Origin of the sequence: Achromobacter veterisilvae (assembly GCF_037619525.1) — a bacterium.
In the GTDB taxonomy this organism is placed as follows: domain Bacteria; phylum Pseudomonadota; class Gammaproteobacteria; order Burkholderiales; family Burkholderiaceae_B; genus Achromobacter; species Achromobacter veterisilvae.
Window position 1 is genome coordinate 2,793,030 of sequence record NZ_CP148753.1, and the last position, 26,492, is coordinate 2,819,521.

The 26,492-nt window shown below is 66.9% G+C and carries 24 protein-coding genes; 20 read left to right on the forward strand and 4 right to left on the reverse strand.

Annotated features, from left to right (window positions below):
- Nucleotides 1-4: 4 nt before the first annotated feature.
- Together WHX56_RS12850 and cysM are read left to right on the forward strand one after the other, a co-directional pair.
- A complete protein-coding gene (locus WHX56_RS12850) occupies nucleotides 5-505 on the forward strand; it encodes a ComEA family DNA-binding protein (protein WP_338881381.1) in 501 nt (166 codons plus the stop codon).
- An 82-nt stretch (nucleotides 506-587) separates the two neighbouring features.
- On the forward strand, nucleotides 588-1,496 hold the full coding sequence (cysM, locus tag WHX56_RS12855) for a cysteine synthase CysM (protein ID WP_129247249.1): 909 nt from the start codon (nucleotides 588-590) through the stop codon (nucleotides 1,494-1,496).
- Between the two features lie 116 nt (nucleotides 1,497-1,612).
- Here cysM and WHX56_RS12860 read toward each other — a convergent pair whose 3' ends face one another.
- Both WHX56_RS12860 and WHX56_RS12865 read right to left on the reverse strand, forming a co-directional pair.
- Nucleotides 1,613-2,593 carry a Bug family tripartite tricarboxylate transporter substrate binding protein gene (locus tag WHX56_RS12860; RefSeq protein WP_287756026.1) on the reverse strand — a complete coding sequence of 327 codons (981 nt, stop codon included), beginning with the start codon at nucleotides 2,591-2,593 and terminating at the stop codon, nucleotides 1,613-1,615.
- Nucleotides 2,590-3,366, reverse strand: coding sequence for an IclR family transcriptional regulator (locus WHX56_RS12865; protein WP_287756027.1), 777 nt, complete (start codon nucleotides 3,364-3,366; stop codon nucleotides 2,590-2,592). Before WHX56_RS12865 ends, WHX56_RS12860 begins: the two co-directional genes overlap by 4 nt.
- A gap of 67 nt (nucleotides 3,367-3,433) precedes the next feature.
- Here WHX56_RS12865 and WHX56_RS12870 point away from each other — a divergent pair, with 67 nt between their 5' ends.
- The gene (locus tag WHX56_RS12870) at nucleotides 3,434-4,483 is read left to right on the forward strand and encodes a cyclase family protein (RefSeq protein ID WP_129247255.1); all 1,050 of its coding nucleotides are present in this window, start codon (nucleotides 3,434-3,436) and stop codon (nucleotides 4,481-4,483) included.
- 39 nt (nucleotides 4,484-4,522) lie between these two features.
- Here the strand turns inward: WHX56_RS12870 and mltB are convergent, their stop codons facing one another.
- Nucleotides 4,523-5,680 (reverse strand): lytic murein transglycosylase B, encoded by a 1,158-nt coding sequence (gene mltB / locus WHX56_RS12875; RefSeq protein ID WP_338881382.1) that lies wholly within the window; start codon nucleotides 5,678-5,680, stop codon nucleotides 4,523-4,525.
- A gap of 10 nt (nucleotides 5,681-5,690) precedes the next feature.
- Here mltB and WHX56_RS12880 point away from each other — a divergent pair, with 10 nt between their 5' ends.
- The 6 genes from WHX56_RS12880 (at nucleotide 5,691) to aspT (WHX56_RS12905) (ending at nucleotide 13,935) form a co-directional block, all read left to right on the forward strand.
- The gene (locus WHX56_RS12880; RefSeq protein ID WP_338881383.1) at nucleotides 5,691-6,614 is read left to right on the forward strand and encodes a histone deacetylase family protein; all 924 of its coding nucleotides are present in this window, start codon (nucleotides 5,691-5,693) and stop codon (nucleotides 6,612-6,614) included.
- Between the two features lie 70 nt (nucleotides 6,615-6,684).
- Entirely contained in the window at nucleotides 6,685-7,434 is a 750-nt protein-coding gene (locus WHX56_RS12885; RefSeq protein ID WP_042792533.1) for an electron transfer flavoprotein subunit beta/FixA family protein, read from the forward strand.
- Between the two features lie 2 nt (nucleotides 7,435-7,436).
- Nucleotides 7,437-8,366 carry an electron transfer flavoprotein subunit alpha/FixB family protein gene (locus tag WHX56_RS12890; protein ID WP_338881384.1) on the forward strand — a complete coding sequence of 310 codons (930 nt, stop codon included), beginning with the start codon at nucleotides 7,437-7,439 and terminating at the stop codon, nucleotides 8,364-8,366.
- 197 nt (nucleotides 8,367-8,563) lie between these two features.
- On the forward strand, nucleotides 8,564-10,255 hold the full coding sequence (gene aspT, locus WHX56_RS12895; RefSeq protein ID WP_129246757.1) for an aspartate-alanine antiporter: 1,692 nt from the start codon (nucleotides 8,564-8,566) through the stop codon (nucleotides 10,253-10,255).
- Between the two features lie 109 nt (nucleotides 10,256-10,364).
- Complete coding sequence (locus WHX56_RS12900; RefSeq protein WP_287753733.1) at nucleotides 10,365-12,206, forward strand: bifunctional aspartate transaminase/aspartate 4-decarboxylase; 1,842 nt, start codon at nucleotides 10,365-10,367, stop codon at nucleotides 12,204-12,206.
- Nucleotides 12,207-12,234: 28 nt separating this feature from the next.
- Nucleotides 12,235-13,935: an aspartate-alanine antiporter gene (aspT, locus tag WHX56_RS12905; protein WP_338881386.1), complete on the forward strand. Its 1,701-nt coding sequence runs from the start codon at nucleotides 12,235-12,237 to the stop codon at nucleotides 13,933-13,935.
- Here aspT (WHX56_RS12905) and WHX56_RS12910 read toward each other — a convergent pair.
- Nucleotides 13,932-14,852: a LysR substrate-binding domain-containing protein gene (locus WHX56_RS12910; protein ID WP_129246751.1), complete on the reverse strand. Its 921-nt coding sequence runs from the start codon at nucleotides 14,850-14,852 to the stop codon at nucleotides 13,932-13,934. The two genes, aspT (WHX56_RS12905) and WHX56_RS12910, sit on opposite strands and share 4 nt — an antisense overlap.
- A gap of 98 nt (nucleotides 14,853-14,950) precedes the next feature.
- On the opposite strand from WHX56_RS12910, the gene WHX56_RS12915 reads away from it, so the two are divergent.
- The 11 genes from WHX56_RS12915 to cysD all read left to right on the forward strand — a co-directional run bounded on the left by WHX56_RS12915 (nucleotide 14,951) and on the right by cysD (nucleotide 26,460).
- Nucleotides 14,951-16,156, forward strand: a complete 1,206-nt coding sequence (locus tag WHX56_RS12915; RefSeq protein WP_129246748.1) for a CaiB/BaiF CoA transferase family protein — start codon at nucleotides 14,951-14,953, stop codon at nucleotides 16,154-16,156.
- Nucleotides 16,153-16,920 carry an enoyl-CoA hydratase/isomerase family protein gene (locus WHX56_RS12920; RefSeq protein WP_338881387.1) on the forward strand — a complete coding sequence of 256 codons (768 nt, stop codon included), beginning with the start codon at nucleotides 16,153-16,155 and terminating at the stop codon, nucleotides 16,918-16,920. The genes WHX56_RS12915 and WHX56_RS12920 overlap by 4 nt, the downstream gene beginning before the upstream one ends.
- A gap of 65 nt (nucleotides 16,921-16,985) precedes the next feature.
- Nucleotides 16,986-17,963 carry a tripartite tricarboxylate transporter substrate-binding protein gene (locus tag WHX56_RS12925; RefSeq protein ID WP_338881388.1) on the forward strand — a complete coding sequence of 326 codons (978 nt, stop codon included), beginning with the start codon at nucleotides 16,986-16,988 and terminating at the stop codon, nucleotides 17,961-17,963.
- A gap of 10 nt (nucleotides 17,964-17,973) precedes the next feature.
- Nucleotides 17,974-19,800, forward strand: a complete 1,827-nt coding sequence (locus WHX56_RS12930) for an acyl-CoA dehydrogenase (protein ID WP_338881389.1) — start codon at nucleotides 17,974-17,976, stop codon at nucleotides 19,798-19,800.
- A 156-nt stretch (nucleotides 19,801-19,956) separates the two neighbouring features.
- Nucleotides 19,957-20,598, forward strand: a complete 642-nt coding sequence (locus WHX56_RS12935) for a peroxiredoxin (protein WP_129246739.1) — start codon at nucleotides 19,957-19,959, stop codon at nucleotides 20,596-20,598.
- A 290-nt stretch (nucleotides 20,599-20,888) separates the two neighbouring features.
- Nucleotides 20,889-21,869 (forward strand): sulfate ABC transporter substrate-binding protein, encoded by a 981-nt coding sequence (locus tag WHX56_RS12940; RefSeq protein ID WP_244235187.1) that lies wholly within the window; start codon nucleotides 20,889-20,891, stop codon nucleotides 21,867-21,869.
- 24 nt (nucleotides 21,870-21,893) lie between these two features.
- Nucleotides 21,894-22,784 carry a sulfate ABC transporter permease subunit CysT gene (gene cysT, locus WHX56_RS12945; protein ID WP_165360350.1) on the forward strand — a complete coding sequence of 297 codons (891 nt, stop codon included), beginning with the start codon at nucleotides 21,894-21,896 and terminating at the stop codon, nucleotides 22,782-22,784.
- Nucleotides 22,781-23,680 (forward strand): sulfate ABC transporter permease subunit CysW, encoded by a 900-nt coding sequence (gene cysW / locus WHX56_RS12950; RefSeq protein WP_129246731.1) that lies wholly within the window; start codon nucleotides 22,781-22,783, stop codon nucleotides 23,678-23,680. The genes cysT and cysW overlap by 4 nt, the downstream gene beginning before the upstream one ends.
- Before the next feature lie 26 nt (nucleotides 23,681-23,706).
- Nucleotides 23,707-24,771 carry a sulfate/molybdate ABC transporter ATP-binding protein gene (locus tag WHX56_RS12955; RefSeq protein WP_129246729.1) on the forward strand — a complete coding sequence of 355 codons (1,065 nt, stop codon included), beginning with the start codon at nucleotides 23,707-23,709 and terminating at the stop codon, nucleotides 24,769-24,771.
- Nucleotides 24,768-25,511 (forward strand): phosphoadenylyl-sulfate reductase, encoded by a 744-nt coding sequence (locus tag WHX56_RS12960; RefSeq protein WP_338881392.1) that lies wholly within the window; start codon nucleotides 24,768-24,770, stop codon nucleotides 25,509-25,511. The genes WHX56_RS12955 and WHX56_RS12960 overlap by 4 nt, the downstream gene beginning before the upstream one ends.
- 40 nt (nucleotides 25,512-25,551) lie before the next feature.
- A complete protein-coding gene (gene cysD, locus WHX56_RS12965; RefSeq protein ID WP_287751592.1) occupies nucleotides 25,552-26,460 on the forward strand; it encodes a sulfate adenylyltransferase subunit CysD in 909 nt (302 codons plus the stop codon).
- The last annotated feature ends 32 nt before the right edge of the window (nucleotides 26,461-26,492 follow it).

Here is a 26,492-nt window from a genome sequence, read left to right on the forward strand (position 1 = left end):
TTCCATGAACCCGTTTCTTCAACCCGTCGCGGCGCGGCCGTCCCCGTTCACCCAGTGGCGCAGCGCGCGCCGGCCGCGCCGGCTCCGCCTGGCCGGCGGCCCCGGCTCTTTGGCGAAGCCGCGCGCCTTGCGGCGGGCGCTGGGCATGCTGCTGGTGACGGCGGGCCTGGGCTTCGCGGCGCCGCCGGCGCATGCGGTGGACGTGAACCAGGCCAGCGCGCAGCAGTTGGAAGGCGTACGGGGCATCGGCCCGCGCACCGCCGAGATCATCGTGCGGGAACGCGAGCGCGGCGGCAAGTTCGAGTCGCTGGACGACCTGGCCGAGCGCGTGCGCGGCATCGGCATGAAAAAGGCGCAAGCCTTGCAGGCCGCGGGCCTGCAGGTGGGCGGCGCGGCCGCGCCCGCGGGTGCAGCCGCCGCCCCGGCGGCGGCCAGGCCGGCCGCCAAGCCCGCCGCGGCCCCGCCGTCCGGCGCAGCCGCGGCGCCGGCCCGCGCCAGGCCCTGACGGCGCCGCCCGGCGCGGGAAGCCCTGGCGGGAGCGCGGCTTTTGGCGGCGCCCGCCGCCAGGCGGAGTTATTATCGTCCGCATGACTACTACCTATCCCACTATCGAGCAAACCGTCGGCAACACGCCGCTGGTGCGCCTGCAGCGTATTCCCGGGGCCGCGGGCGCCGCGCGGGGCAACGTCATCCTGGCCAAGCTGGAGGGCAACAACCCCGCCGGTTCCGTGAAGGACCGTCCGGCGCTGTCGATGATCAAGCATGCGGAAGAGCGCGGCGACATCAAGCCGGGCGACACCCTCATCGAAGCCACCAGCGGTAATACCGGCATCGCGCTGGCCATGGCGGCCGCCATGCGCGGCTACCGCATGATTCTCATCATGCCGGACAACCTGTCGGTGGAGCGCCGCGCGGCCATGGCGGCCTATGGCGCCGAACTGATCCTGACGCCGGCGGACAAGGGCGGCATGGAATACGCCCGCGACCTGGCCACCGAGATGCAGGCCGAAGGCAGGGGAGTGGTGCTGGACCAGTTCGCCAATCCCGACAACCCCCGCGCCCACGTCGAGACGACCGGGCCCGAGCTCTGGAACCAGACCGACGGCCGCATCACCCATTTCGTGAGCGCCATGGGCACCACGGGCACCATCATGGGCGTGTCGACCTACCTGAAATCGCGCAATCCCGCGGTGCAGGTGGTGGGCGCCCAGCCCGCCGAGGGCTCGTCCATCCCCGGCATCCGCAAGTGGCCCGAGGCCTATCTGCCCAAGATCTTCGACCGCAGCCGCGTGGATGCCTACGAATCGATCGAGCAGTCCGAAGCCGAGGTCATGGCCCGGCGGCTGGCGTCGGAAGAGGGCATCTTCGGCGGGATTTCCTCCGCCGGCGCCCTGGTCGCCGCGCTGCGCGTGGCGGAGCGCGTCAATGACGCCACCATCGTGTTCATCGTCTGCGACCGCGGCGACCGCTACCTTTCCACGGGCGTTTTCAACTGACGCCGGGCCTTTCGGGGCCCGGACGCAAAAACACCGCCATGCCGGATTCGCTTCCGGCATGGCGGTGTGCTTTTTGAGGGGCGCGCGAGCCGCCGCGCCCGATGCCCGTCCCGGGCTTATTCGGGCTGGATGCCGGCGTCCTGCATCACCTTGATCCAGCGCTCGCTTTCCGCGAGGTTGAAAGCCTCCGCTTCCTGGTAGCTCATGGTGCTGGGCAGCGTGCCCTGCGACTTCAGCGCCTCGACCACCTTGGGCGACTGCGACGCTTCGATCATGACCTTGTTCAGCTTGGCGATGATGGGTTGCGGGGTGTCCTTGGGCGCCCACATGCCGTACCACGTGACGATGTCGAAGCCGGGCAGCACGCTTTCCGAGATGGTCGGCACATCGGGCAGTTCGGCCAGGCGAGTCTTGGTGGTGACCGCGATCGGATGGATCTTGCCGCTCTGGATCAGCGGCAGGGCGGGCGCCAGCGGCGCGTACATCAGGTCCACGTGGCCGCCGGCGACGTCGGTGAGCGCCGGGCTGCTGCCGCGATAGCCGACGTGGGTGATCCTGGCCTTGGTGGAGGTGTTGATCAGTTCACCGGCCAGGTGGGGCAGGGTGGCCACGCCGGGGGACGCGAAGGTCAGCGAACCGGGCTGGGCCTGGGCCTGCTTGATCAGATCGCCGAAGGTCTTGAACTTGGAGTCGGGCGGGACGACGGCCACCATCGGCACCGTGCCCAGCACGCCCACCATCCGGAAGTCCTTGATCGGATCGAAATTCAGATTCTTGAACTGGGCGGGGTAGATACCCTGCACGGAAGGGTTCATCAGCAAGGTGTAGCCGTCGGCCGGCGCCTTCGCCACCTGGGCCGTGCCGATGGTGCCGCTGGCCCCGGCGCGGGTTTCGATCACCAGCGGCTGGCCCAGGATTTCGCCCATCTGGACCGCGATCACTCGGCCGACGACGTCCGTGGGGCCGCCCGCCGCCCACGGCATGATCACGCGGATGGGCTTGTCCGGATAGTCCCCTTGCGCGTGGGCGCCTGCAACCGGCAGGGCCGCCGTCGCGATCGCCGAGCATGCCGCGGCGATGAAAGTGCGTTTGTTCATCTACTGTCTTCTCCTACAAAAGTGAGATTGGCCGAGGGCAGGGCCGTGTGCAGCATGGCCTTGACCTCGAGCAGTTGTTTTCCCGTGGTGGCTTCGTTCTTCTGCATGCGGCCCAGCGGGCCGGCCACCACAATGGCAAAGGGTTGTTCGTATGCCCGGAAGCCGAGCGAAATGGACATCACGTCCTCGACGTTTTCGCCTACCGAGCGCTGCCAGCCGCGCGCCATGCCCGCCTCCAGATCGCGGTCGAAGGCTTCCCGGCTGGTGAGGGTGCTGTCGGTGTAGGCGGCAAACCCGCTATAGGTCTTGAACCATTTCTGCCGCTCTTCATGCGACAGCATCGACAGCAGGGCCTTGCCGGAACTGGTGGCGTGCACCGCCTTGAAGCCGCCGGGCTGATGGGAGAAGCGGATCGTCTGCTTGGATTCGGCGACGATCAGGTACACGACCTTGTCGTCGGCCAGCTTGGCCAGCAGGGCGGTTTCCCCGGTGATGTCGCGCACCCGGGCCAGCACCGGTTCGATCACGGCGTTCAACGGGTCGCTGTGACAGATGAGGGTGGCCACGTGGATCAGCTTCTGCGTGGGGTAGTAGCCGTGCTTCTTGCCGATTTCATACAGATAACCGCGCGCCACCATCGTTTTCAGAAGGCCATGGCAGCTCGAGAGCGGAATCCCCATCTGGGCAGCGATTTCGCTGTACAGCAAGGGTTTCTGCTCTTCGGCGAAGAGGTTGAGGACATCCAGGACTCGGCCTGCGGTTTTCACATCCATGATGTTAGTATCCTATACGTGATAAAGTTGTGTCAATCTGCATTCAATCGCCAAGGAGCCGCTACGCATGAGATGGAAGAACCGTCCTGAGGGATCGAACTGGGGGGATTTCGGGCCTGACGACCAGCGAGGCTGTCTGAATTACATCACTCCCGCGAACGTGCTGAGCGGCATGCGCGAAGTCCGCGAGGGGCTGAGTTTCTGCCTGTCGCTGCCGCTGGACTACCCGGGCGGGAACGGTGTGAACGTCCGGCGCCACCCGCCCAAGCTGCGCCCCACCGAAAGGGATGGCGACCAGTACCTGAATTTCCCGCTGGGGCGTTTGCGTCCCGGCTGCGTCGACGTGCTCAGCGACGACATCGTCGAGATGAGCCTGCAGTACTCGACGCAATGGGATTCGCTGGCGCACGTCGGCGCGCTGTTCGACGCCAACGGCGACGGCCTGCCCGAGCGCGTCTACTACAACGGCTACCGGCCCAACGAGCATGTGGTCGGGCCGGTGGACTACGACGTCGACAACGGCTTCGCCAAGACCGACCTGGGCCAGGGGCCGGCCTCGAACGCCAGGAAACTGGACATCACCCAGCTTGCCGAGTCCTGCCTTCAGAGCCGGGGCGTAATGGTCGACCTGGCCCGCCACTACGGCCGGGAACAGAAGTCGGTGGGCTACGACGATCTGATGCGGATACTGGACGCGGACCGGATCGAGATCGAGCAGGGCGATATCGTGCTGTTCCACACGGAGTTCGGCGACGCGCTGCTGGAAAAGAACCGCGAGCCCGATCCGCACACGCTGCACGAGATCTGCGCGGGCCTGGACGGCAGCGACGAGAAGCTGCTGCGGTGGATTACGGATTCGAAGGTGGCGGCCATGGCGTCGGACAACCACGCCCTGGAAATCTATCCCACGCAGAAACCCAATGCCTGCTGCGCGGCGCTGCCGCTGCATCACCATTGCATCTTCAAGCTCGGCATGCCGATAGGCGAAATGTGGTATCTGGGCGCGCTTGCCCGCTGGCTCGCCGCCAACGGCCGCAGCCGCTTCCTGCTGACGGCGCCGCCGCTGAACCTGCCCGGGGCCGTGGGTTCGCCGGCGACGCCGGTCGCGACCGTGTAGCGCGGGCCGCGGCCGGCAAGCCGCGGCCTTGCCGGCCTTTCAGGGGGCGACGCGGGCTTCGATTTCGCCGGCCAGGTCCGCCACCGAGGTGGCGTAGAAGTAGCTGCGGTTGTACTTGGTCAGCGCGAAGAAGTTGGGCGTGCCGACCCGGTACTGCGCGGTGCCCCGGGCCTCTTCCACCAGGTCGACGACGCCCAGCGGCTGGCTGGTCCAGCCTTCGCCGGACGCGCCCGGCCGCAGGCGCGCGCCGGCGGCCGCGAGCGTGCCCCAGGTCTGCTTGGGCTCCAGGCCGCCGTCCACCAGCGGGGCGGGGTCGGCGGGCAGCGCCACGGGCGCGAATACCGGCAGGCCGCGCTGCCAGCCGTGCTGCGACAGGAAGCTGCCCACGGACATGATCGCGTCCCGGGTGTTGTTGCTGAGGTCGATATGGCCGTTGTCGTCGCCGTCCACCGCGTAGTGCATGACGCTGGTGGGCATGAACTGGGGCATGCCGATGGCGCCCGCATAAGAGCCGCGAGTGTCGAGGTCCAGCTTGTCGTGCATGACCAGGGTCAGGAAATCGGCCAATTGGCCGCGGAACATCGTGGCGCGTTCGGGCTTGGCGGGATCCGGGTAGTCGAAGGCCAGCGTGGTCAGGGCGTCCAGCACTCGGAAGTTGCCCATATTGCGCCCATACAGCGTTTCCACGCCGATGATCGATGCGATGATGGGCGCGGGCACGCCGAAGCGCTGGGCGGCCTGGTTGAGCAGGTCGCGGTTTTCATTGTAGAAGTCCACGCCCCAGCCGATGCGCTTGGGCTCGACGAAGCGCGAGCGGTACGTCAGCCAGCTTCGCCAGACCTTCTTGCCCGGCGGCGACGGCGCGATCAGGCGCGCCACCGTGGCGTTGTAGCGCGAGCTTTCCAGCGCCGCGACCATCGGGTCCAGCGGCAGCTTGCGGTCGGCGGCCAGGCTTTCCACGAATGACCGGACTTCCGGCCGCAGCGCGCCGTTGGCGCCCAGCGCGGCGGGTCCGTCGTCCGGCAGTTCGGGGCCCAGGGTCGGCGTACTGGGCCCGATGCGGGTGGGGGCGGGGGCGGATGAAGAGGCTGTGGCCGGCAGCGGAGCCGGGCTGGAAGCAGTGGGGGCGGTGGTGGAACAGCCCGCCAGCACGGCGGAAAGCGTTCCGAGTTGCAGTAATCGCCGACAGATGAACATAATCTTCCTTATGGAGACCATGTATCTTACCCACCCGGCATGCCGCCTGCATGAAATGGGCAGTTGGCATCCCGAAAGCCCACAGAGGCTGGACGCCATTTCAGACCAGTTGCTGGCCAGCGGACTGATGCCTTATCTGAATGACCGGCAGGCGCCCCAGGCATCCCGTCACGACCTGTTGCGCGTGCACACTGTCCAATATCTGAACAGTTTGCGCGAAAACACGCCGGAGCAAGGGTATTTCCCTATAGATCCCGATACGCTGATGAACCCGCACACCTACGAGGCCGCGCTCTACGCGGCCGGCGCGGGGATGGCGGCGGTGGATGCGGTGATGGGCGGCGAAGCCCGCACCGCGTTCTGCGCGGTGAGGCCGCCCGGGCATCACGCCTGCCGCTCGCAGGCAATGGGGTTCTGCTTTTTGAACAACGTCGCTATTGCGGCGCAGCACGCGCTGGACTTCCACGGTCTGGCGCGCGTGGCCGTGATCGATTTCGACGTGCACCACGGCAACGGCACCGAAGACGTCTTCGCCGGGGACGAGCGCGTGCTGATGTGCAGCTTCTTCCAGCATCCGTTCTTCCCGAACAGCGGCGCGGATCACCCGGCCGCCAACATGCTGAACGTGCCGGTCCCGGCCTACACGGGGGGCCCCGCCGTGCGCGCCATCGTGACCGACACGTGGCTGCCCAGGCTGGAGGCGCACCGGCCGGAACTGATCCTGATCTCGGCCGGTTTCGACGCGCACCGCGAGGACGACATGGGCCAGATGGGCCTGGTCGAAGCCGACTATGCCTGGATCACCGAAAGGCTCGTGGAGGCGGCGGATCGCCACTGCCAGGGGCGTATCGTCAGCACGTTGGAGGGCGGTTACAACTTGTCCGCCCTGGGGCGCAGCGTGGTTGCGCATATACGAGCGCTGGCGAAGCTGTAGAATCAGGAAAAAATTGTGCAATGCGATCCCGGCGCATGCCGGGTAATTATTTCCATTTGGAGGCAGCGGGATGAAGGTGTTGGTACCTGTCAAGCGCGTCGTTGACTACAACGTCAAGGTGCGCGTCAAGTCTGATCAGACTGGCGTGGATATCGCCAATGTGAAGATGTCCATGAACCCCTTTGACGAAATCGCCGTCGAAGAAGCGACTCGCCTGAAAGAAAAAGGCGCGGTGGCCGAAGTCGTGGCGGTGTCTTGCGGCGTTGCGCAATGCCAGGAGACGCTGCGCACGGCCATGGCCATCGGCGCCGACCGCGGCGTGCTGGTGCAGACCGACGCCGAACTGCAGCCGCTGGCCGTGGCCAAGCTGCTGAAGGCGCTGGTCGACAAGGAGCAGCCGCAACTGGTGATCCTGGGCAAGCAAGCCATCGACGACGACGCCAACCAGACCGGCCAGATGCTGGCCGCGCTGCTGGACTGGCCGCAAGCCACGTTCGCCAGCAAGGTCGAACTGGCCGACGGCAAAGCCACGGTGACGCGCGAAGTGGACGGCGGGCTGGAAACGCTGACGCTCAAGCTGCCGGCGATCGTCACCACCGACCTGCGCCTGAACGAGCCGCGCTACGTCACGCTGCCGAACATCATGAAGGCCAAGAAAAAGCAGTTGGACACCGTCACGCCTGAAGAACTGGGTGTGGATCCCGCGCCGCGCCTGAAGACGCTGAAGGTCAGCGAGCCGCCGGCCCGCAAGGCCGGCATCAAGGTGGCCGATGTCGCGGCCCTGGTGGACAAACTCAAGAACGAAGCGAAGGTGGTCTGATCATGACGACGCTGGTTATTGCCGAACACGATAACGCCCAGCTCAAGGGCGCAACCCTGAACGCCGTCGCCGCCGCCGCCAAGATCGGAGGCGACGTGCACGTGCTGGTCGCCGGCGCCAATGCGCGCGCCGTGGCCGACCAGGCCGCCGCCGCCGCGGGCGTGGCCAAGGTGCTGCTGGCCGACGCCCCGCAACTGGCCGACGGCCTGGCGGAAAACGTCGCGGCCCAGGTGCTGGCCGTGGCGTCGAGCTACAGCCACATCCTGTTCCCGGCCACCGCCTCGGGCAAGAACGTGGCGCCGCGCGTGGCCGCCAAGCTCGACGTGGCCCAGATCTCCGACATCATCGGCGTGGAATCCGCCGACACGTTCCAGCGTCCGATCTACGCGGGCAACGCGATCGCCACCGTGCAATCGGCCGACGCCGTGAAGGTCATCACCGTGCGCACCACCGGCTTTGACGCGGTTGCCGCGCAGGGCGGTTCGGCCGCCGTGGAAGACGTTGCCGCCGTCGCCGATTCGGGCCTGTCCACGTTCGTGGGCCGCGAGGTCGCCAAGAGCGACCGTCCGGAACTGGCCGGCGCGCGCGTAGTGGTCTCGGGCGGGCGCGGCCTGGGCAGCGCCGAGAACTTCAAGATCCTGGATCCGCTGGCCGACAAGCTGGGCGCCGCGCTCGGCGCCTCGCGCGCCGCGGTCGACGCCGGCTACGCGCCCAACGACTGGCAGGTCGGCCAGACCGGCAAGATCGTCGCGCCGCAGTTGTACGTGGCGGTTGGTATCTCGGGTGCCATCCAGCATCTGGCCGGCATGAAGGATTCCAAGGTCATCGTCGCCATCAACAAGGATCCGGAAGCCCCGATCTTCGGCGTGGCCGACTACGGCCTGGTGGGCGACCTGTTCCAGGTCGTTCCCGAACTGGCCAACGCTCTGTAAGCTTTCCGAAGCCTGCTTTGCGCAAAGCCCGCCAGCGTTCTCGCTGGCGGGCTTTTCCGTTTTGGCGGCAAGCGTTCGGCGTCGTTGGATTCCGATACTACAAATCTTTTGATTTATCGAAAGATTCTGATAATGTGTTTCGCGCGCAGCTCAATTCGCGCAAGTGCTTGACCTGGACAGAACGAAGGAGATTCGGGATGGAATGGTTCTTTGACACTCTGCGAAAATATCCGGAACTCGCGATATTCCTAACCTTGGGCTTGGGATATTGGATAGGCGCCAAGAAAATATTCGGGTTCAATCTGGGCGCGGTCACCGGCACCTTGCTGGTGGGCGTGCTGGTAGGGCAACTGGGCATCACGATCGCCCCCATCGTCAAGCAGGTCTTCTTCCTGCTTTTTCTTTTTGGCCTCGGCTACGGCGTCGGGCCTCAATTCTTCCGCGGCATGAAAAGCGACGGCCTTCCCCAGGTCATCTTCGCGGTCATCATTTGCGTAATCTGCCTGCTGGTCACATGGGGCACGGCGGTCGCCTTCGGCTTTGACGCCGGCACCGGGGCGGGGCTGCTGTCCGGCGCGCAGACCATTTCCGCGGTGATGGGGGTGGCGACGGACACGATCAACGGCTTGAACGTCGACGCGGCGACCAAGAAGCAATGGATCGACAGCATCCCGGTGGCCTACGCGGTCTGCTACATCTTCGGCACCGTGGGCAGCGCCTGGATCCTGGCTTCGCTGGGTCCGAAGCTGATGCGCGTGGACATCGTGAAAGAGTGCCAGGAGTACGAAGCCAAGATGTCCGGCGGCGCCGACTCCATGGAACTCTCGGGCTACCGCAAGTTCACGGCCCGCGCCTACAAGCTGGATCGCCCCGAGTTCGTGGGCAAGACGGTGGGAGAGCTGGAATCCCGCTTCGTCGAGGCCCGGGTCTTCGTGGAGCGCATCCGCCGCGGCGACCAGATCGTGGACAGCGATTCCAAGACCGTGCTGCAGGCCGGCGACGTGCTCGGGGTGACCGGCAGGCATGACGCCCTGGTCCTTCAGGCGCCGGGCCTCATCGGCAGCGAGGTCGAGGACCGGGACGTGATCAACCTGCCCGCCGAGATCGTCGAGGTGGTGCTGACCAACAAGAACCTGGCCGGCAAGACCGTCCAGGAAATCGCCCAGAGCGACAAGGTGCGCGAACTGGGCCGCGGCGTCTTCCTGCGCAAGGTCGTGCGCGGCGGCCACGAAATGCCGGTCAACTGGGGCCTGAAACTGGACCGCGGCGACCGGCTGTTCGTGCTGGGCGCCAAGCGCGACGTGGAGCGGGTGGTCGGCAAGGTCGGCTACGTGGACCGCGCCACCGACCAGACCGACATGGTGTTCGTGGGCTTCGGCATCCTGCTGGGCGGCCTGTTCGGCTCCCTGGTGCTGACCGTGGGCGGGATCCCCATCACGCTGTCGACCTCCGGCGGTTCGCTGATCTCCGGCCTGATCTTCGGCTACCTGCGTTCCGTGCATCCCACCTTCGGGCGCGTGCCGGAGCCGGTGCACTGGTTCCTGACGTCCGTCGGGCTGACCGCCTTCGTGGCGGTGGTCGGCATCTCGTCCGGGCCGGGCTTCGTGCAGGGCTTCCAGCAATTGGGAGCGAAGCTCTTCGTCGCGGGCATCATCGCCACCAGCGTGCCCATGATCCTGGGCGTGTACATCGCCCGCTACGTTTTCAAGTTCCACCCCGCCATTGCGCTGGGCGTCTGCGCAGGCGCCCGGACCACCACGGCCGCCATCGGGCAGATCACCGAAACGGCCAAGAGCCAGGTGCCCGCCCTGGGCTACACAGTGCCTTACGCGATCGGCAACACCCTGCTCATCATCTGGGGGATCGTCATCGTTTTGCTCATGACCTAGCGGGACATCCGCGGGCCGGCGGCCCGCGGGCAGCACAAGAAGGGCGGCGGGCGCACCCGCTCGCGCCCCGGCAAGCGCCTGTCACAACGCAAACCAGGAGTACTGAACAATGGCTTCCACCGCGCCCCTCACCATCAGCCTGGCCTCGGCCCTGAAAACGACCCGCTCGCGCCAGCGCGACCTCGAGCAGTTGTCCCCCTTCGAACTGAAGGACTACCTGATCACGCTGGCCAAGGACAACCAGCAGACCGCCGCGCTGACCATGCTGAACGCCGGCCGTGGCAATCCGAACTGGATCGCCACCGAGCCCCGCGACGCGTTTTTCCTGCTGGGCCAGTTCGCGATGAAAGAGGCGCGCCGGGTGCGCGACGAAGTCATCCTGGCGGGGATGCCGCCCAAGAAGGGCTGCGCCGACCGCCTGCGAAAATTCCTGTCCAAGCACAAGGGCGACGACGGCTACGACTTTCTCCTGGGCGTGCTGGAATACGGCGTGAAGATCAAGGGATTCGATCCCGACGCCTGGATCCACGAACTGACCGACAGCATCATCGGCGACAACTATCCCGTGCCGCCGCGCGCGCTGGTCCATATCGAACAGATCCTGCACGACTACCTGATCAAGGAAATGTGCGACGGCCGCCCGCCCAAGGGCAAGTTCGACCTGTTCCCGGTCGAGGGCGGCACCGCGGCCATGTGCTACATCTTCGATTCGCTGATGCAGAACGGCTTGCTGAAGCAGGGCGACACCATCGCCCTGTTCCTGCCGACCTTCACGCCCTACATCGAGATCGCGCACCTGGAGCGCTTCCAGTTCAAGATCGTGGCCATCAACGCCGACAGCCTGCGAGCCGACGGCACGCACGATTGGCACTATCCCGCGTCCGAAATCGCCAAGCTGGAGAACCCCAGGATCAAGCTGGCGGTCACGGTGAATCCCAGCAATCCGCCGTCCGTGGCGTTCAATCCGGTGGAGATGAAGCAGATCGTGCGCCTGATCCGCAAGAATCCGGACCTGGTGCTGGTGACGGACGACGTATACGGCACCTTCGTGCCGAATTTCCGTTCGCTGATGGCCGAGGTGCCGCACAACACGATTTGCGTGTATTCGTTCTCGAAGAATTTCGGCTGCACGGGCTGGCGCCTCGGGGTGATCGCGACCCACGAGACCAACACGATGGACCGCCGCATCGCCGAGCTGCCGGCGTCGTGGAAGAGGCGCCTGAACAAGCGCTATGGCGCCATGACGATGGAGCCCGAGAAGCTCAAGTTCATCGACCGGATGGTCGCCGACAGCCGGAACGTGGCGCTGAACCACACGGCGGGCCTGTCCCTGCCGCAGCAGGTGCAGATGGGCTTTTTCGCCTTGTCGCACTTGCTGGACCTGAAGGACGCCTACAAGCACCTGACGATGAAGATCGTGCGCGGCCGGCGCGACGCCCTGTGGCGCGGCCTGGGCATTCCGCTGCCGCCGGAAGACCCGATGCGCGGCTGGTACTACGTCGAACTGGACTTCATGGTCTGGGCCAAGATCATGTACGGGGACGGCTTTTGCAAGTACATGACGTCCAACTACGAACCGGTGGATTTCCTGTTCCGCCTGGCGGAAAAATCCGGCGTGGTGCTGATGGACGGCGGCGGCTTCGGCGGGCCGCCGTGGTCGATCCGGATTTCGCTGGCCAACCTGGACGACGGCGACTACGCCAAGATCGGCAAGTACATGGTCGAGGCCGCCACCGAGTACGTCGAGGCCTGGAAGCACTCCGAACTGGTGCGTTCGGGCCCGACCGCGGGCAAGGGCCAGAAGGTCAAGGCCTCGGCAGCCAAGCGGGCTGCGGGAGGCAGGAAAACCAGCGCCAGCGCGGCCCGGAAGGCGGTGAAGCAGGCGGTCGAGAAGGCGGACACGGCGGCCAAGTCCGCCAAGCCCGCCAGGAAGGCCGCGGCGCGCAAGTAGACGGCAACCTCAAGGGCGACATGACGACATGACTTGCTCGGTCGGGTTTTTCAATAGCGTACCCATCGCAGTGCTGTTCGTGACGGTGGGGTTGGGATACCTGATCGGCAAGCTCAAAGCCGGGCCGATCCAGTTGGGCGGCGTGTGCGGGACGCTCATCGTCGCCCTGCTGATCGGCCAGACGGGGTGCCAGATCCGCGGCGACCTGAAGGAAGTCGCGTTCGCCCTGTTCATTTTCGCGATGGGGTATTCGGGCGGCCCGCAGTTCTTCGCCAACCTGAACCGCTCCAGCCTGCGGTACATCGTGCTGCCCGTCATCGAAGCCTTGCTGGTGCTGACGATCGTGCTGGCCGCGGTGCCGCTGTTCGGCCTGGACGCGGGCACCGCCGCCGGGCTGGCGGCGGGCGCGGCCACCGAATCGGCGGTGGTAGGCACGGCGGCCGAGGCGCTCAAGCACCTGGGACTGGCGGATGCCGACGTCCAGCGCATGGAAGCCAACATCGCCACGGCCTATACGCTGACCTACCTGGTGGGCCTGATCAGCATCGTGTTCTTCACCAGCCAGGTCGCGCCGGCGCTGCTGCGCATCAACCTGCGCGAGGCGTCCAAGGCGCTGGAGGAAAAGCTGGGCGTGACGGCGGGCGAGAGCGAAGAGGCCAACATGCCCACGCTGCCGCGGCTCGTCGGACGCGCGCACGTCGTCAAGGATGCCGGCGCCTTGCGCGTGGCCGAGGTGGAGTCGCGGCTCGGCGGGCGCACCGTCATCAGCCGCATCCTGCGCAACGGCGAGGCGGTGGACGCCTCGCCCGACGACGTACTGGCCGTGGGCGATATCGTGGTGCTGCTGGGAATGCGGCGCTTCGTGTTGCGCGCGGGTTCCCTGATCGGGCCCGAGATCCAGTTGCCCGAGGCGCATGCCGACGACCTGCAACTGAGCGAGTTGGCCGTCATCGTCAACCGGAAGGCCGTCAACGGCCATACGGTCGGCGAACTGGCCAGGCGGCCGCGCGCCCAGCGAGCGCGAGGCGTCTTCCTGCAGTCCCTCGTGCGGTCGGGCCATTCATTGCCGATCACGCCATCCACCGTCGTGCAGTACGGCGACCTGGTCACGCTGGTGGGCGCCGAGCCCGAACTGTCGGAAGCCGGCGCGGCCCTGGGCAACGAGCTGCGGCGCAGCGGCGTGACCGACCTGGTGTTCCTGGCCTTCGGCATCCTGGCCGGCCTCTTGATAGGCAGCCTGAGCGCGCGGCTCTGGGGCATTCCGGTATCGCTGGGCAGCGGGGGCGGGGCGCTCGTCAGCGGCCTGGTCTGCGGCTGGATCAACGCCAAGCGGCCCGCGCTGGGCCACATCCCCGACCATGCGGTGCAGTTGCTGAAGGACCTGGGGCTGGCGATTTTCGTGGCTTGCGTCGGCTTGTCGGCGGGGCCGGAGGCCGTGTCGCTGATCCGCGAGCACGGCGCGGTGCTGCCGGTGATCGGCCTGCTGGTGTCGCTGGGGCCGGCCTGCCTGTCGCTCTGGCTGGGCCACAAGATCCTGAAGATAGAAGGCCCCTTGCTGGTGGGGGCGATCGCGGGCCAGCACGTCAGCACGCCCGCCATCAGCGCTATCCTGGGCGCCAGCGGCAGCTCGGTGCCGCTGCTCGGCTACACCGTGACGTATGCCATCGCCAACGTGCTGCTGCCGGTCCTGGGGCCGATCATCGTGTCGTTGGCGCATCACTTGAGCTAGAGCAGCGTGCACCCCTGCCACGCCTGGTCGTTGATCAGGCGTTTTATTTCGTCCGTGCACATCGCGATGACCTGGCTTACCGCCGGCGAGGGAGGCAGGCTCTCGCTGGCGCACAGCACCAGTTCGCGCGAAAGCGCGGCGTCGAGCGCGTGCGCGACGATGGATCCTTCCGCGATTTCGGGCTGAGCGGCCGAGCTGGGCAGGATGGTGGCGGCCATCGCGCTGCGCACGGCGGGGATCAGGATGGCCGAGGTGCTGGCTTCGGCGAACAGATTGCAGGTCAGGCCGGCGGTCAGGAAAGCGTGGTCCAGGCGCGCGCGCAGCGTGTTGGGCAGGCTGGGCAGGACCAGCGGCAGCGCGGCGAAGTCCGCGATGGCCAGGGTGCGGCGCGGCAGCGCGACGCTGGCGTGGGCCAGCAGGAACAGGCTTTCCCGCAGCAGCGGCGTGCGCAGCAGGCCCTGCATGGGCTGCTGGTCCGGAGACAGGGAAAAATCGATGCGCCCTTGCAGGACCAGCTTGGTCAGGTCCGCGCTGGGCACATCGACGATTTCCAGCACCACCGAGGGCAGCTCCGCCTTGACGCGGCGCATCAGCGGCAAAGCCAGCATGCGGGCGGTGCTGGAGGCCAGCCCGATCGACACCGTGCCGGTGACCTGGTCCGCCGTCTTCGACAGCAGGCTGCGGGTGCTGTCGACCTGGCGCAGGATGGTCTGCGCATGCCGGTACAGCAGCAGGCCTTCCGCCGTGGGCTGCACGCCTTTGGCGCCGCGCACCAGCAGCGCGACGCCCAGGTTTTCCTCCAGCAGGGACATCTGCTGGCTGAGCGCGGGTTGCGCCACGTGCAGGCTTTCCGCGGCGCGGGTCATGTTCTGCATTTCCACCACGCGGACGAAGTACTTGAGCTGACGCAGATTCATGGAATAAGAAAAACTTATTGGAGGATCGGAAAATAGTATTTTCTATGCTTCTGAGGCGCTGCCTAGAATGGGCCTCAACTCAGAAGAGGGTGACGGACATGAGCCTGCCATTGGCCGGACTGAAGGTGCTGGATCTGACTCGGGCGCTTTCCGGGCCTTTCTGCACAATGATTCTTGGGGATCTGGGCGCCGAGGTCGTTAAGGTGGAACCCATGCCGGCGGGCGAGATGGCGCGGCAATGGGGGCCTTTCGACGATGATATAAGTGTTTATTATCTTAGCGCCAACCGCAGCAAGCAAGGCATAGGCGTCGACTTCCGCAAACCGGAAGGGCTGGCGCTGCTGCGCCGGATGGCCCTGGCATCGGACATCGTGGTCGAGAACTTCAAGGTGGGCACGATGGACGCGATGGGCCTGGGGTACGCCTCGCTGGCCCAGGAGCATCCGGGCCTGATCCTGGCGTCGATTTCGGGCTTCGGCAGCAAGGGGCCGGCCCGCGACTGGGCCGGGTTCGACCAGGTGGCGCAAGGGTACTCCGGCTTCATGAGCCTGACGGGCACGCCGGAGTCGGGGCCGATGCGGGTGGGCGTCGCCATCGGCGACCTGACCGCGGGAATGTGGCTGGCCATCGGCATCTTGTCCGCCGTCGCGCAGCGCGCGTCCACCGGACGCGGGCAGCACGTGGAAACGTCGCTGCTGGCCGGGCTCATGGCGCTGCTCAGCGTGCAGGGCCAGCGCTATCTCAGCAAGGAAGAGGTGCCGCAGCCTTGCGGCAACGTGCATCCCGTGATTGCGCCCTACGGCACGTTCGAGACCGCCGATGGGCCGCTCAATCTGGCGCCGGCCACCCAGGCGATGTGGGTCAGGCTTTGCGGCATCCTCGGGCTTTCGCACCTGGTGTCCGACCCGCGCTTCCTCACGAATGCCGAGCGCATGCAGCATCGCTATGAATTGAAAGGGGAGCTGGAGGCGGGGCTCAAGCGCAGGACGCGCATGGAATGGACCGCGCTGATGATCGAAGGCGGCATTCCCGCGGGGCCGATCAATACCCTGGAAGACGTGTTCGCCGATCCGCAGGTGCAGGCTTGCGGACTGGTGCGGTCGTTGACGCATCCAGTGCTGGGAGAGTTGCGGCAGGTGGGCCTGCCGCTGGGCCTGAGCGGCGCGGAGGCGGCAAGCCACCGCGCTCCGCCCGTGTTCGGCCAGCATACGCGCGAAGTCTTCGCGCGCTACGGCATGGCGGACGCCGAGATCGACCGCCTGCTGGCCGACGGCGTGGCGCACCAGGCGGAGGCCGCCGCATGACCGCCGCCTCCGGTACGCCCAGCCTGTCCGTGGACGGCAGTATCGCGACCCTCCGCCTGCGCAGGCCCGGCCATGCCAACCGGCTCGGCCCGCAAGACCTGGATGTTCTCAGAGAGCATCTGGACGCGGTGAATGCCAATGACGCCGTGCGGGTGCTGCGCATCCTGTCCGAGGGCAAGTATTTCTGCAGCGGCTACGACATTTCGTCCCTGGCCTCGGACAGCGCGCCAAGCTCGCTCTATTTCGGCCAGACCATGGACCTGATCGAGGCGGCGAGGCCGGTGACGATCGCGGCGGTCCAGGGGGGCGCCTATGGCGGGGGCACCGATCTGTGCCTGGCCTGCGATTTCCGCATCGGCACGCCGCGGGCCGACATGTTCATGCCGGCCACGCGGCTCGGCTTGCATTTCTACGCGGGCGGCATGTCCCGTTACGTGACCCGGCTGGGCCTGGACCAGGCCAAGCGCCTGTTCCTGACCGCGGAACGGATCCAGGCCGACGAGATGCTGCGCATCGGATTCCTGACCGAACTGGTGCCGGAGGATCGCCTGCAGGACCGGCTGGACGCGCTGAGCGCGCAGATCGCGGCGATGGCGCCCATTCCTCTATTCGGCGTGAAGGCGCAGTTGAACCGCATTGCGCGGGGTGAATCCGATCCGGCCGGCATCGAACAGGCGGTATTGCGTTCGGAGCGGTCCCAGGACCTGGCCGAAGGCGCGAGGGCCTGGAAGGAGAAGCGCGCGCCGAATTTCACCGGCCGCTGACGCGGCCGGCGCATCAACGGAGGGCCGCGCCACAAGCGGCTCCGAATCCATCCAAGGAGACCTCGATGAAACCCGCTATTGCCGCCTGCGGCGCCCTGTTTGCCGCCGTTGCCTCGTTTTCCGCGATGCCGGACGGCGCGCATGCCGCCGCCCCGTATCCCTCCAAGCCCCTCACTCTGGTGATCGGATTTCCGCCGGGAGGCGGGGCGGACCAGGTGGGCCGCGTCTATGCGAACGCGCTGGCCAGGCAGCTCAGGCAGCCGGTCGTCGTCGAAAACCGGCCCGGCGCCGGTTCGACGATCGGCGCCAGCCTGGCCGCGCGCGCCGCCGCCGACGGCTATACGCTGTACCTGGGCAATTCCAGCGTCATGGGCAGCGACAGCGCCCTGTACAAGGTGGATTACACGCCGGATGACTTCGTGCCCGTGGCGCAGCTCACCACCGGTCCCATGGTCCTGATCGCGAACGCGAAGCTGGGTCTGAAAAGCGTGCAGGATCTGATCGACCGCGCAAAGCGCAAGCCGGGAGCGATCAATGTGGCGTCGTCCGGCAACGGCGTCATCACCCATCTGGCCGCGGTCGAATTCATGACGCTTGCCGGCGTGAAGCTGATGCACATCCCGTTCAAGGGGGGCGCCGCGGCGGCGCAATCCGTGGCGGCGGGCGACACCGATATCTCGTTCGCCACGGCGCCCTCGGCCAAGGCGGCGATCGATACGGGCAAGGTGGTGGCGCTTGCGGTAACGTCCGGCCAGCCCTCGCGGCTGCTGCCCTATCCGACCATCGGGCAGACCGTGCCCGGCTACGACGTCTCCAACTGGTGGGGAGTCTTTGCGCCTAAGGGCACGCCGCAGGAGGTGCTGGACGCGCTGTTCAAGGCCAGCAACGACGTGCTGGCGCTTGCCGACGTGCAGCAGGGCATGGCGGCCGGCTACGAGGAAGTCACGCCGTCCGCCTCCCTGGACGCGTTCGGCGCCTTCGCCCGCAAAGAGGGGGGCAAGGGTTTAAGATTGGCCAGAGAAAGCCTAGATACAGCCAATTGATGGAGACACCATGCCGTATGCAACCCCATTGCAGGACTTCCGCTTCGCCTTGCGGGAACTGGCCGGACTGGACGAGGTCCTGAAGCTGCCCGGTTTCGAAGAGGTGACGCCCGACCTGGTGGACGCCATCCTGGAAGAAAACGGCCGCTTCGTCGAGCAGGCCGTCGCGCCGCTGAACGTGCCGGGCGACACGCAGCCGCCGGTCTGGAAGGACGGCAGCGTCACTACCACGCCGGGCTATGCGGCGGGTTTCAGGGATTACGCCGCGGGCGGCTGGCAGGGCTTGCAGCACCCCGCGGCCTGGGGCGGGCAGGGGTTGCCCAAGCTGGTGGCGGCGGCGCCGGGCGAGAACATCCAGGCGGCGAGCCTGGCCTTCTCGCTGTGCCCGATGCTGACGGACGGCGTGATCGAAGCCATCCTGACCGTCGGCTCGGACGCGCAGCGCAAGCAATACGTGCCGAACCTGATCGGCGGCAAGTGGACGGGCACCATGAACCTGACCGAGCCGCAAGCCGGCTCGGACCTGGCCCAGGTGGCGACCCGGGCGGTGAAGCAGGACGACGGCAGCTACCGGCTGAGCGGCCAGAAGATCTTCATCACCTATGGCGAACACGACCTCGCCGAGAACATCATCCACCTGGTGCTGGCGCGGACGCCGGACGCGCCCGCCGGCGTGAAGGGCATTTCGCTCTTCATCGTGCCCAAGTTCCTGGTGCAGGCCGACGGCAGCCTGGGCAAGCGCAACGACGTCTGGTGCGCTTCCCTGGAGCACAAGCTGGGCATCCACGGCAGCCCCACCGCGGTGCTGCTCTACGGCTCGGGCAAGGGCGAGGTGGGCGAGGGCGCCATCGGCTACCTGGTCGGCGAACCGAACCGCGGCCTGGAATACATGTTCATCATGATGAACGCCGCCCGCTATTCGGTGGGGCAGCAGGGGATAGGCGTCTCGGAGCGCGCCTACCAGCACGCCCTGGCCTATGCGCGCGAGCGCGTCCAGGGCCGGGCCGTGGAAGGCTCCCCCGGCCCCGTGGCCATCGTGCGCCATCCGGACGTGCAGCGCATGCTGATGACGATGAAGGCGCTGACCGAGGCGGCCCGCGCCATCTCCTATGTGGCCGCCGCCGCCCACGACAAGGGCACGCACCACCCGGACCCGGAACAGCGCTCGCGCAATCGGGCCTTCTACGAATACCTGGTGCCCATCGTCAAGGGCTTTTCGACCGAGAACGCGGTCGAGGTCGCGTCGCTGGGCATCCAGGTGCATGGCGGCATGGGATTCATCGAGGAGACCGGCGCGGCGCAGTACTACCGCGACGCGCGCATCCTGCCCATCTACGAGGGCACGACCGCCATCCAGGCCAACGACCTGGTCGGCCGCAAGACGCAGCGCGACGGCGGCGCCACCGCGCATGCGGCCATCGCGGCGATGCGCGAAACGCTGCGCGCGGTCGAATCCGAGGCGACGCGCGCGGCGGCGGACGAGCGCGACGGCCTGCGCCTGCTGCGCGACAACCTGGATGGCGCCATCCAGGCGTACGAGGCAGGGGTGGCCTTCATCCTGGAGCAATCCGCGTCCAACGTCCGGGCGGCCTATTCCAGCAGCGTTCCCTACCTGATGCTGGCCGGCGTGGTGCATGGCGGCTGGCAGATGGCGCGCGCCGTGCTGGCCTGCCGGCGCCATCTGGCGGCCGGGTCCACCGATCCGTTCCATGCATCGAAAATGGCCATCGGCCTGTTCTACGCCGCGCACATCCTGCCGCGGTCGCTGGCCCTGTCGGCCGCCGTGCGGGCCGGGGTGGTGGCGGACGCCTGCGGCGCAGGCTTGAATATTGCATAAGGTTATATGTCTTGCGTATTTCCCCCGCTAAAGGTTTGATGGAAGAATCGATTTCCAGGCGGTAATCTCCGCCATGAAACGATTGCCCCGCGCTGCCCGCCCCGGGGGCGGGCGGCGCGGGCCTCCCCCCATCCGCATCCGCATACAGGAGACATCATGAGTCAACTACGCCTGGGCGACACCGCCCCCGATTTCGAACAGGAATCCTCGGCTGGACCGATCCGCTTCCATGAGTATCTGGGCAATAGCTGGGGTGTCCTGTTTTCGCATCCGGCCGATTTCACGCCCGTCTGCACCACCGAACTGGGCTACACCGCCAAGCTGGCCGATGAATTCGCCAAGCGCAACGTGAAGGTGCTGGCCCTGTCGGTGGACGATACCGATTCGCACACCCGCTGGATCGACGACATCAACGACACGCAGTCCACCACGGTCAATTTCCCGATTCTGTCCGACAAGGACCGCAAGGTTTCCGAGCTGTACGACATGATCCACCCGAACGCCAACGCGACGCTGACCGTGCGTTCGGTGTTCGTCATCGATCCCAACAAGAAGGTGCGCCTGACCATCACTTACCCGGCCAGCACCGGCCGCAATTTCAACGAGATCCTGCGCGTCATCGACTCGCTGCAGCTCACCGACAGCCACAGCGTGGCCACGCCGGTGAACTGGGAGGACGGCGACGACGTGATCATCGTTCCGTCCCTGCAGGACGAAGCCGTGATCAAGCAGAAGTTCCCGAAGGGCTACAAGGCCGTGCGTCCGTACCTGCGCGTTACGCCTCAGCCGAATAAGTAAATTCGGAAATCGCGGGGCCAGCCCCCGCGCAAGCGGAACCGCCGCCCCCCTTCGGGGGAGCGGCGGTTTCTTTTTGGGCCATTCCGGGACGGAACCCCCTCTTTGCGGGGCGGCGGGTTTCCCATTGTTGGGACATGGGTCCTATATGCCTGAGAGCGATGAGCAATCAAAAAATGATTCGTTCCGTTCAGATCGGGCAGCCCGCAAACTTGCTTCCACATTACCAAACACAGGGAGCAGGGATGTCTATCAGGAAAGCCGGTTGGCTGGCCGCCTTGGCCGCAGTGACGATGTCGTTCGCGGCGATCGCGCCCGCGCAGGCCCAGCAGAAGCAGACGCTGCTGAATGTTTCGTATGACCCGACCCGCGAGCTGTATCGCGCCATCGACGATGCGTTCGTCAAGCAATACAAGGAAAAGGCGAACGTCGACCTGACGATCCGCCAGTCGCACGGCGGTTCGGGCCGCCAGGCGCGCTCCGTCATCGACGGCCTGGAGGCCGACGTGGTGACCCTGGCCCTGGCGTACGACATCGACGCCATCGCCGACCGCGGCCTGCTGCCGGCGGATTGGCAGGCGCGCCTGCCGCAGAACAGCTCGCCCTACACCTCCACCATCGTGTTCCTGGTGCGCAAGGGCAACCCCAAGCAGATCAAGGACTGGGACGACCTGGTCAAGGACGGCGTGCAGGTCATTACGCCGAACCCGAAGACTTCGGGCGGCGCGCGCTGGAACTACCTGGCCGCCTGGGCCTATGCGCTGGAGAAGAACGGCGGCAGCGAGGACAAGGCCCGCGCCTTCGTGGGCGACCTGCTCCGCCACGTTCCGGTGCTGGACACCGGCGCGCGCGGCTCCACCACCACCTTCGTGGAACGCGGCGTGGGCGACGTGCTACTGGCCTGGGAAAACGAAGCCTTCCTGGCGCTCGAGGAACTGGGTCCGGACAAGTTCGACATCGTGGTGCCGTCGCTGTCCATCCTGGCCGAACCGCCCGTCGCGGTGGTCGACAAGGTCGTGGACAAGAAGGGCACCCGCGCCGCCGCGCAGGCCTACCTGGAATTCCTCTACACACCCGCGGCCCAGGAGATCATCGCCAAGAACTACTACCGTCCCATCGACAAGGCCGTGGCCGCCAAGTACGAAAGCAAGTTCCCGAAGGTGAAGCTCGTGACCATCGACGACAAGATCTTCGGCGGCTGGCGCAAGGCCCAGAAGGACCACTTCAGCGACGGCGGCACGTTCGACCAGATCTATCTGCCGCAGAAGAAGTAACCGCACAACGATCGGACGATGGCCATGACTTCAGCCTCGAACTCCGCGGCAATCGGCGCGCAAGCGCCTTTTGCCTTTCGCCGCAACAGCCCGGGCGTGCTGCCCGGGTTCGGCATCTCGATGGGCTACGCGGTGCTGTACCTGAGCGTGCTCGTGCTCATCCCGCTGGCCGCCCTGCCCATCAAGAGCGCGGGGCTGGGCTGGCAGGGCTTCTGGGACGCGGTGTCCGCGCCGCGGGTCGTGGCCTCGTACAAGCTCACCTTCGGCGCCTCGCTGCTGGCGGCGCTGGTGAACCTGGTGTTCGGCACCATCGTCGCCTGGGTGCTGGTGCGCTACCGCTTCCCGGGCAAGAAGATCCTGGACGCGCTGGTCGACCTGCCCTTCGCGCTGCCCACGGCGGTGGCGGGCATCGCCTTGACCGCGCTGTACTCGGAAAAGGGGTGGCTGGGCGGCCCGCTGGCCGAGTGGTTCGGCTGGAAAGTGGCGTTTACCCCGCTGGGCATCGTGATCGCCCTGATCTTCATCGGCGTGCCCTTCGTGGTGCGCACGGTGCAGCCCGTGCTGGAAGACGTGGAGCGGGAGATCGAGGAAGCGGCCGCCAGCCTCGGCGCCAACCGCTGGCAGACCATCCGCCGGGTGCTGCTGCCCATCATCCTGCCGGCCCTGATGACGGGCTTCGCGCTGGCCTTCGCGCGCGCGGTGGGCGAATACGGGTCGGTGGTGTTCATCGCCGGCAACATGCCCATGGTGTCCGAGATCACGCCGCTCCTGATCATCGCCAAGCTCGAGGAATTCGATTACGCCGGCGCCGCCGCCATCGCCACGGTGATGCTGCTGCTGTCGTTCGTGCTGCTCCTCATCATCAACCTGCTGCAAGGCTGGCAGTCGCGCCGCAACCTCGGGAGGCTGGCATGAGCGCGTCGGACCGTCCCGCCCACCTGACCGAGCCGCGCTGGGTGCGCGGCGTGCTGCTTGCCGTCGCGCTGGGATTCCTGGCGCTGTTCCTGCTGGTGCCGCTGGCCGCGGTGTTCGTCGAAGCCTTCAAGAAGGGTTGGCAGCTATACCTGGACGCCATCATTGAACCCGACGCGCTGGCCGCCATCCGGCTGACGCTGCTGGTGGCCGCGATCGCGCTGCCGCTGAACCTGGTGTTCGGGGTGGCCGCGGCCTGGGCCGTCACCAAGTTCCAGTTCCGCGGCAAGCAATTCCTGGTCACGCTGATCGACCTGCCGTTCTCGGTGTCGCCGGTGGTGGCCGGCCTGGTGTTCGTGCTGCTGTTCGGCACGCAAGGCTGGTTCGGCGGCTGGCTCCAGGACCACGACATCAAGATCGTCTATGCCGTGCCGGGCATCGTGCTGGCGTCGCTGTTCGTGACGTTTCCCTTCGTCGCGCGCGAGCTGATTCCGCTGATGCAGGCGCAGGGCAGCGAAGAGGAACAGGCCGCGCTGACGCTGGGCGCCAGCGGCTGGCAGATCTTCTGGCGGGTGACGCTGCCCAATATCAAGTGGGGGCTGCTGTACGGCGCCATCCTGTGCAACGCGCGGGCCATGGGCGAGTTCGGCGCGGTCTCGGTGGTGTCCGGGCAGATCCGGGGGCTGACCAACACCATGACCCTGCACGTCGAGATCCTCTACAACGAGTACCAGTATTCGGCGGCGTTCGCCGTGGCTTCGCTGCTGGCCCTGCTGGCGCTGGTGACGCTGGTGGCCAAGAACGTCGTCGAATGGCGCAACGCGCGCTTCCTGAAAGCCGCCGACCTGCCGGCCGAGAATCCCGGCCAGGCGGCCGCCATCAAACCGGCCGTCGCCTGAGACGGCCGGCACAGACGGAGACAAGCATGAGTATCGAAGTCCGCAATCTGTCCAAGCGTTTCGGCGAGTTCCGCGCGCTCAACGACGTTTCGCTGCATATTGAAACGGGCGAGCTGGTGGCGCTGCTGGGGCCCTCGGGCTGCGGCAAGACGACGCTGCTGCGCATCATCGCGGGCCTGGAGTCGGCCGATTCCGGCAGCGTGCTGTTCGCGGGCGAAGACGCCACCTCGGTGGACGTGCGCCAGCGCCAGGTCGGCTTCGTGTTCCAGCACTACGCGCTCTTCAAGCACATGACCGTGTTCGAGAACGTGGCCTTCGGCCTGCGCGTCAAGCATCGTTCGCAGCGCCCGTCCGAGGACCAGATCCGGCGCAAGGTGCACGACCTGCTGGGTCTGGTGCAACTGGACTGGCTGGCGGACCGCTATCCGGCGCAACTGTCCGGCGGCCAGCGCCAGCGCATCGCCCTGGCGCGCGCCCTGGCTGTGGAGCCCCGGGTGCTGCTGCTGGACGAGCCGTTCGGCGCGCTGGACGCCAAGGTGCGCAAGGAACTGCGGCGCTGGCTGCGGCGGCTGCACGACGAACTCCACGTGGCCAGCGTGTTCGTGACCCACGACCAGGAGGAAGCGCTCGAGGTGTCGGACCGCGTCGTGCTGATGAACGCCGGCCGCATCGAACAGGTGGGCACGCCGCGCGAGGTCTGGGAAGGCCCGGCCACGCCGTTCGTCTACGGTTTCCTGGGCGACGTGAACCAGTTGCAGGGCGTGGCCACGCGCGGCGTCTGGAGCGGCGCGGGCCTGTCGCTGCCGGCGCCCGAGCTGGCGCAGGCCGAGGGCCAGCGCGCCACCGCCTACGTGCGGCCGCATGAATTCGACATCGAACGCTACCGCGCGGGCGCCGACGGCATTCCGGTGCGCCTGGCGCACGCCTACCTGGCCGGCCCCAGCGCCTACCTGGAACTCGCCCGGGAGGACTCCGCTTCGCTTCTGGAGGCCGAGGTGCCCGAGTCCCTGTACCGGGAGCTGGGCCTGCGCGACGGCGAAATCCTCTTGGCGCGCCCGCGGCGGGCGCGCATTTTCGCGGTGCAGGCATGACGACGACCGATCTTTACCCCGAACTCGACGCGGCCCTTGCGGTCCGCTGGCGCGAACTGAACGCGCGCCTGGCCGACATCCAGCGGCGCTACCCCGACGCCGCGCTGGCGTCGTCGCTGGCCGCGGAGGACATGGTGCTGACGCATGCGCTGTATGGCGGCGGCCCGGACCTGGAAGTGTTCACCCTGGACACGGGCCGCCTCCATGCCGAGACGCTGGGCGTGCTGGAAGCGGTGCGCGAGCGCTACGGGCGCGAGGTGACCGTGTACCGGCCCGATGCCCAGGCGGTCGAGCGCCACGTCGCCGAGCACGGCGCCTACGCCTTCTACGAAAGCGTGGACCTGCGCAAGGCCTGTTGCCAGATCCGCAAGGTCGAGCCGCTCAAGCGCGCGCTGGCGGGGCGCGGCGCCTGGATCACCGGCCAGCGGCGGGCGCAATCCACGACCCGCGGCGAACTGCCGCTCGAAGAGGACGACAAGACCTTCGGCCTCTACAAGTTCAACCCCCTGGCCGAATGGAGCGAGGAGGAGGTCTGGTCCGTCATCCGGGCCCTGGGCATTCCGTACAACCCCTTGCATGACCAGGGCTACCCGTCCATCGGATGCGAGCCCTGTACGCGCGCGATCCGGCCCGGCGAAGACCTGAGGGCGGGGCGCTGGTGGTGGGAGTCCTCCGACTCCAAGGAATGCGGCCTGCATGCGGGCAACCGGGTCATCTCTGTCGTGGCGCGCGCCGAATGACGCCGGCCATGAATTCGAAATCTGTTTTAGTGGAGTAGTCATGTCTGCCGTGATCCAACGCAGCCACCTCGATTGGCTGGAATCGGAAGCGATATTCATCCTGCGCGAGGTCGCCGCGGAAAGCGAGAAGCCCGTCCTGCTGTTTTCGGGCGGCAAGGATTCCGTGGTGCTGCTGCGCCTGGCCGAGAAGGCCTTCCGCCCGGGCCGCTTCCCGTTCCCGCTGATGCACATCGATACCGGGCACAACTTCGAAGAAGTGATCGCCTTCCGCGACGCGCGCGCGGCCGAACTGGGCGAAACCCTGATCGTGCGCAGCGTCGAGGATTCGATCGCGCGCGGCAGCGTGGTGCTGCGCCGCGAAACCGATTCGCGCAACGCCGCCCAGGCGGTGACGCTGCTGGAGGCGATCGAGGAATTCGGCTTCGACGCCTGCATCGGCGGCGCGCGGCGCGACGAGGAGAAGGCGCGCGCCAAAGAGCGCATCTTTTCGTTCCGGGACGAATTCGGCCAATGGGATCCCAAGGCCCAGCGTCCCGAGCTGTGGAGCCTGTTCAACACCCGCGTGCACCGGGGCGAGAACATGCGCGTCTTCCCGATATCCAACTGGACCGAGCTGGACGTCTGGCAGTACATCCAGCGGGAGCGGCTGGCGCTGCCCTCCATCTACTACAGCCATGAGCGCGACGTGGTGCGCCGCAAGGGCCTGCTGGTGCCCGTCACCCGGCTGACGCCGCCGCAGGACGACGAGCAGGTGGAACGCCTGCAGGTGCGCTTCCGCACGGTGGGAGATATCTCCTGCACCTGCCCGGTGGCGTCCGACGCCGCCGACACGATGGCCATCATCGCCGAAACCGCGGTGACCGACATTACCGAGCGCGGCGCCACGCGCATGGACGACCAGACTTCCGAGGCCTCGATGGAGCGCCGCAAGAAGGAAGGCTATTTCTGATCGCACGAGACGCCGGCGCCTGCCGGCGGCAA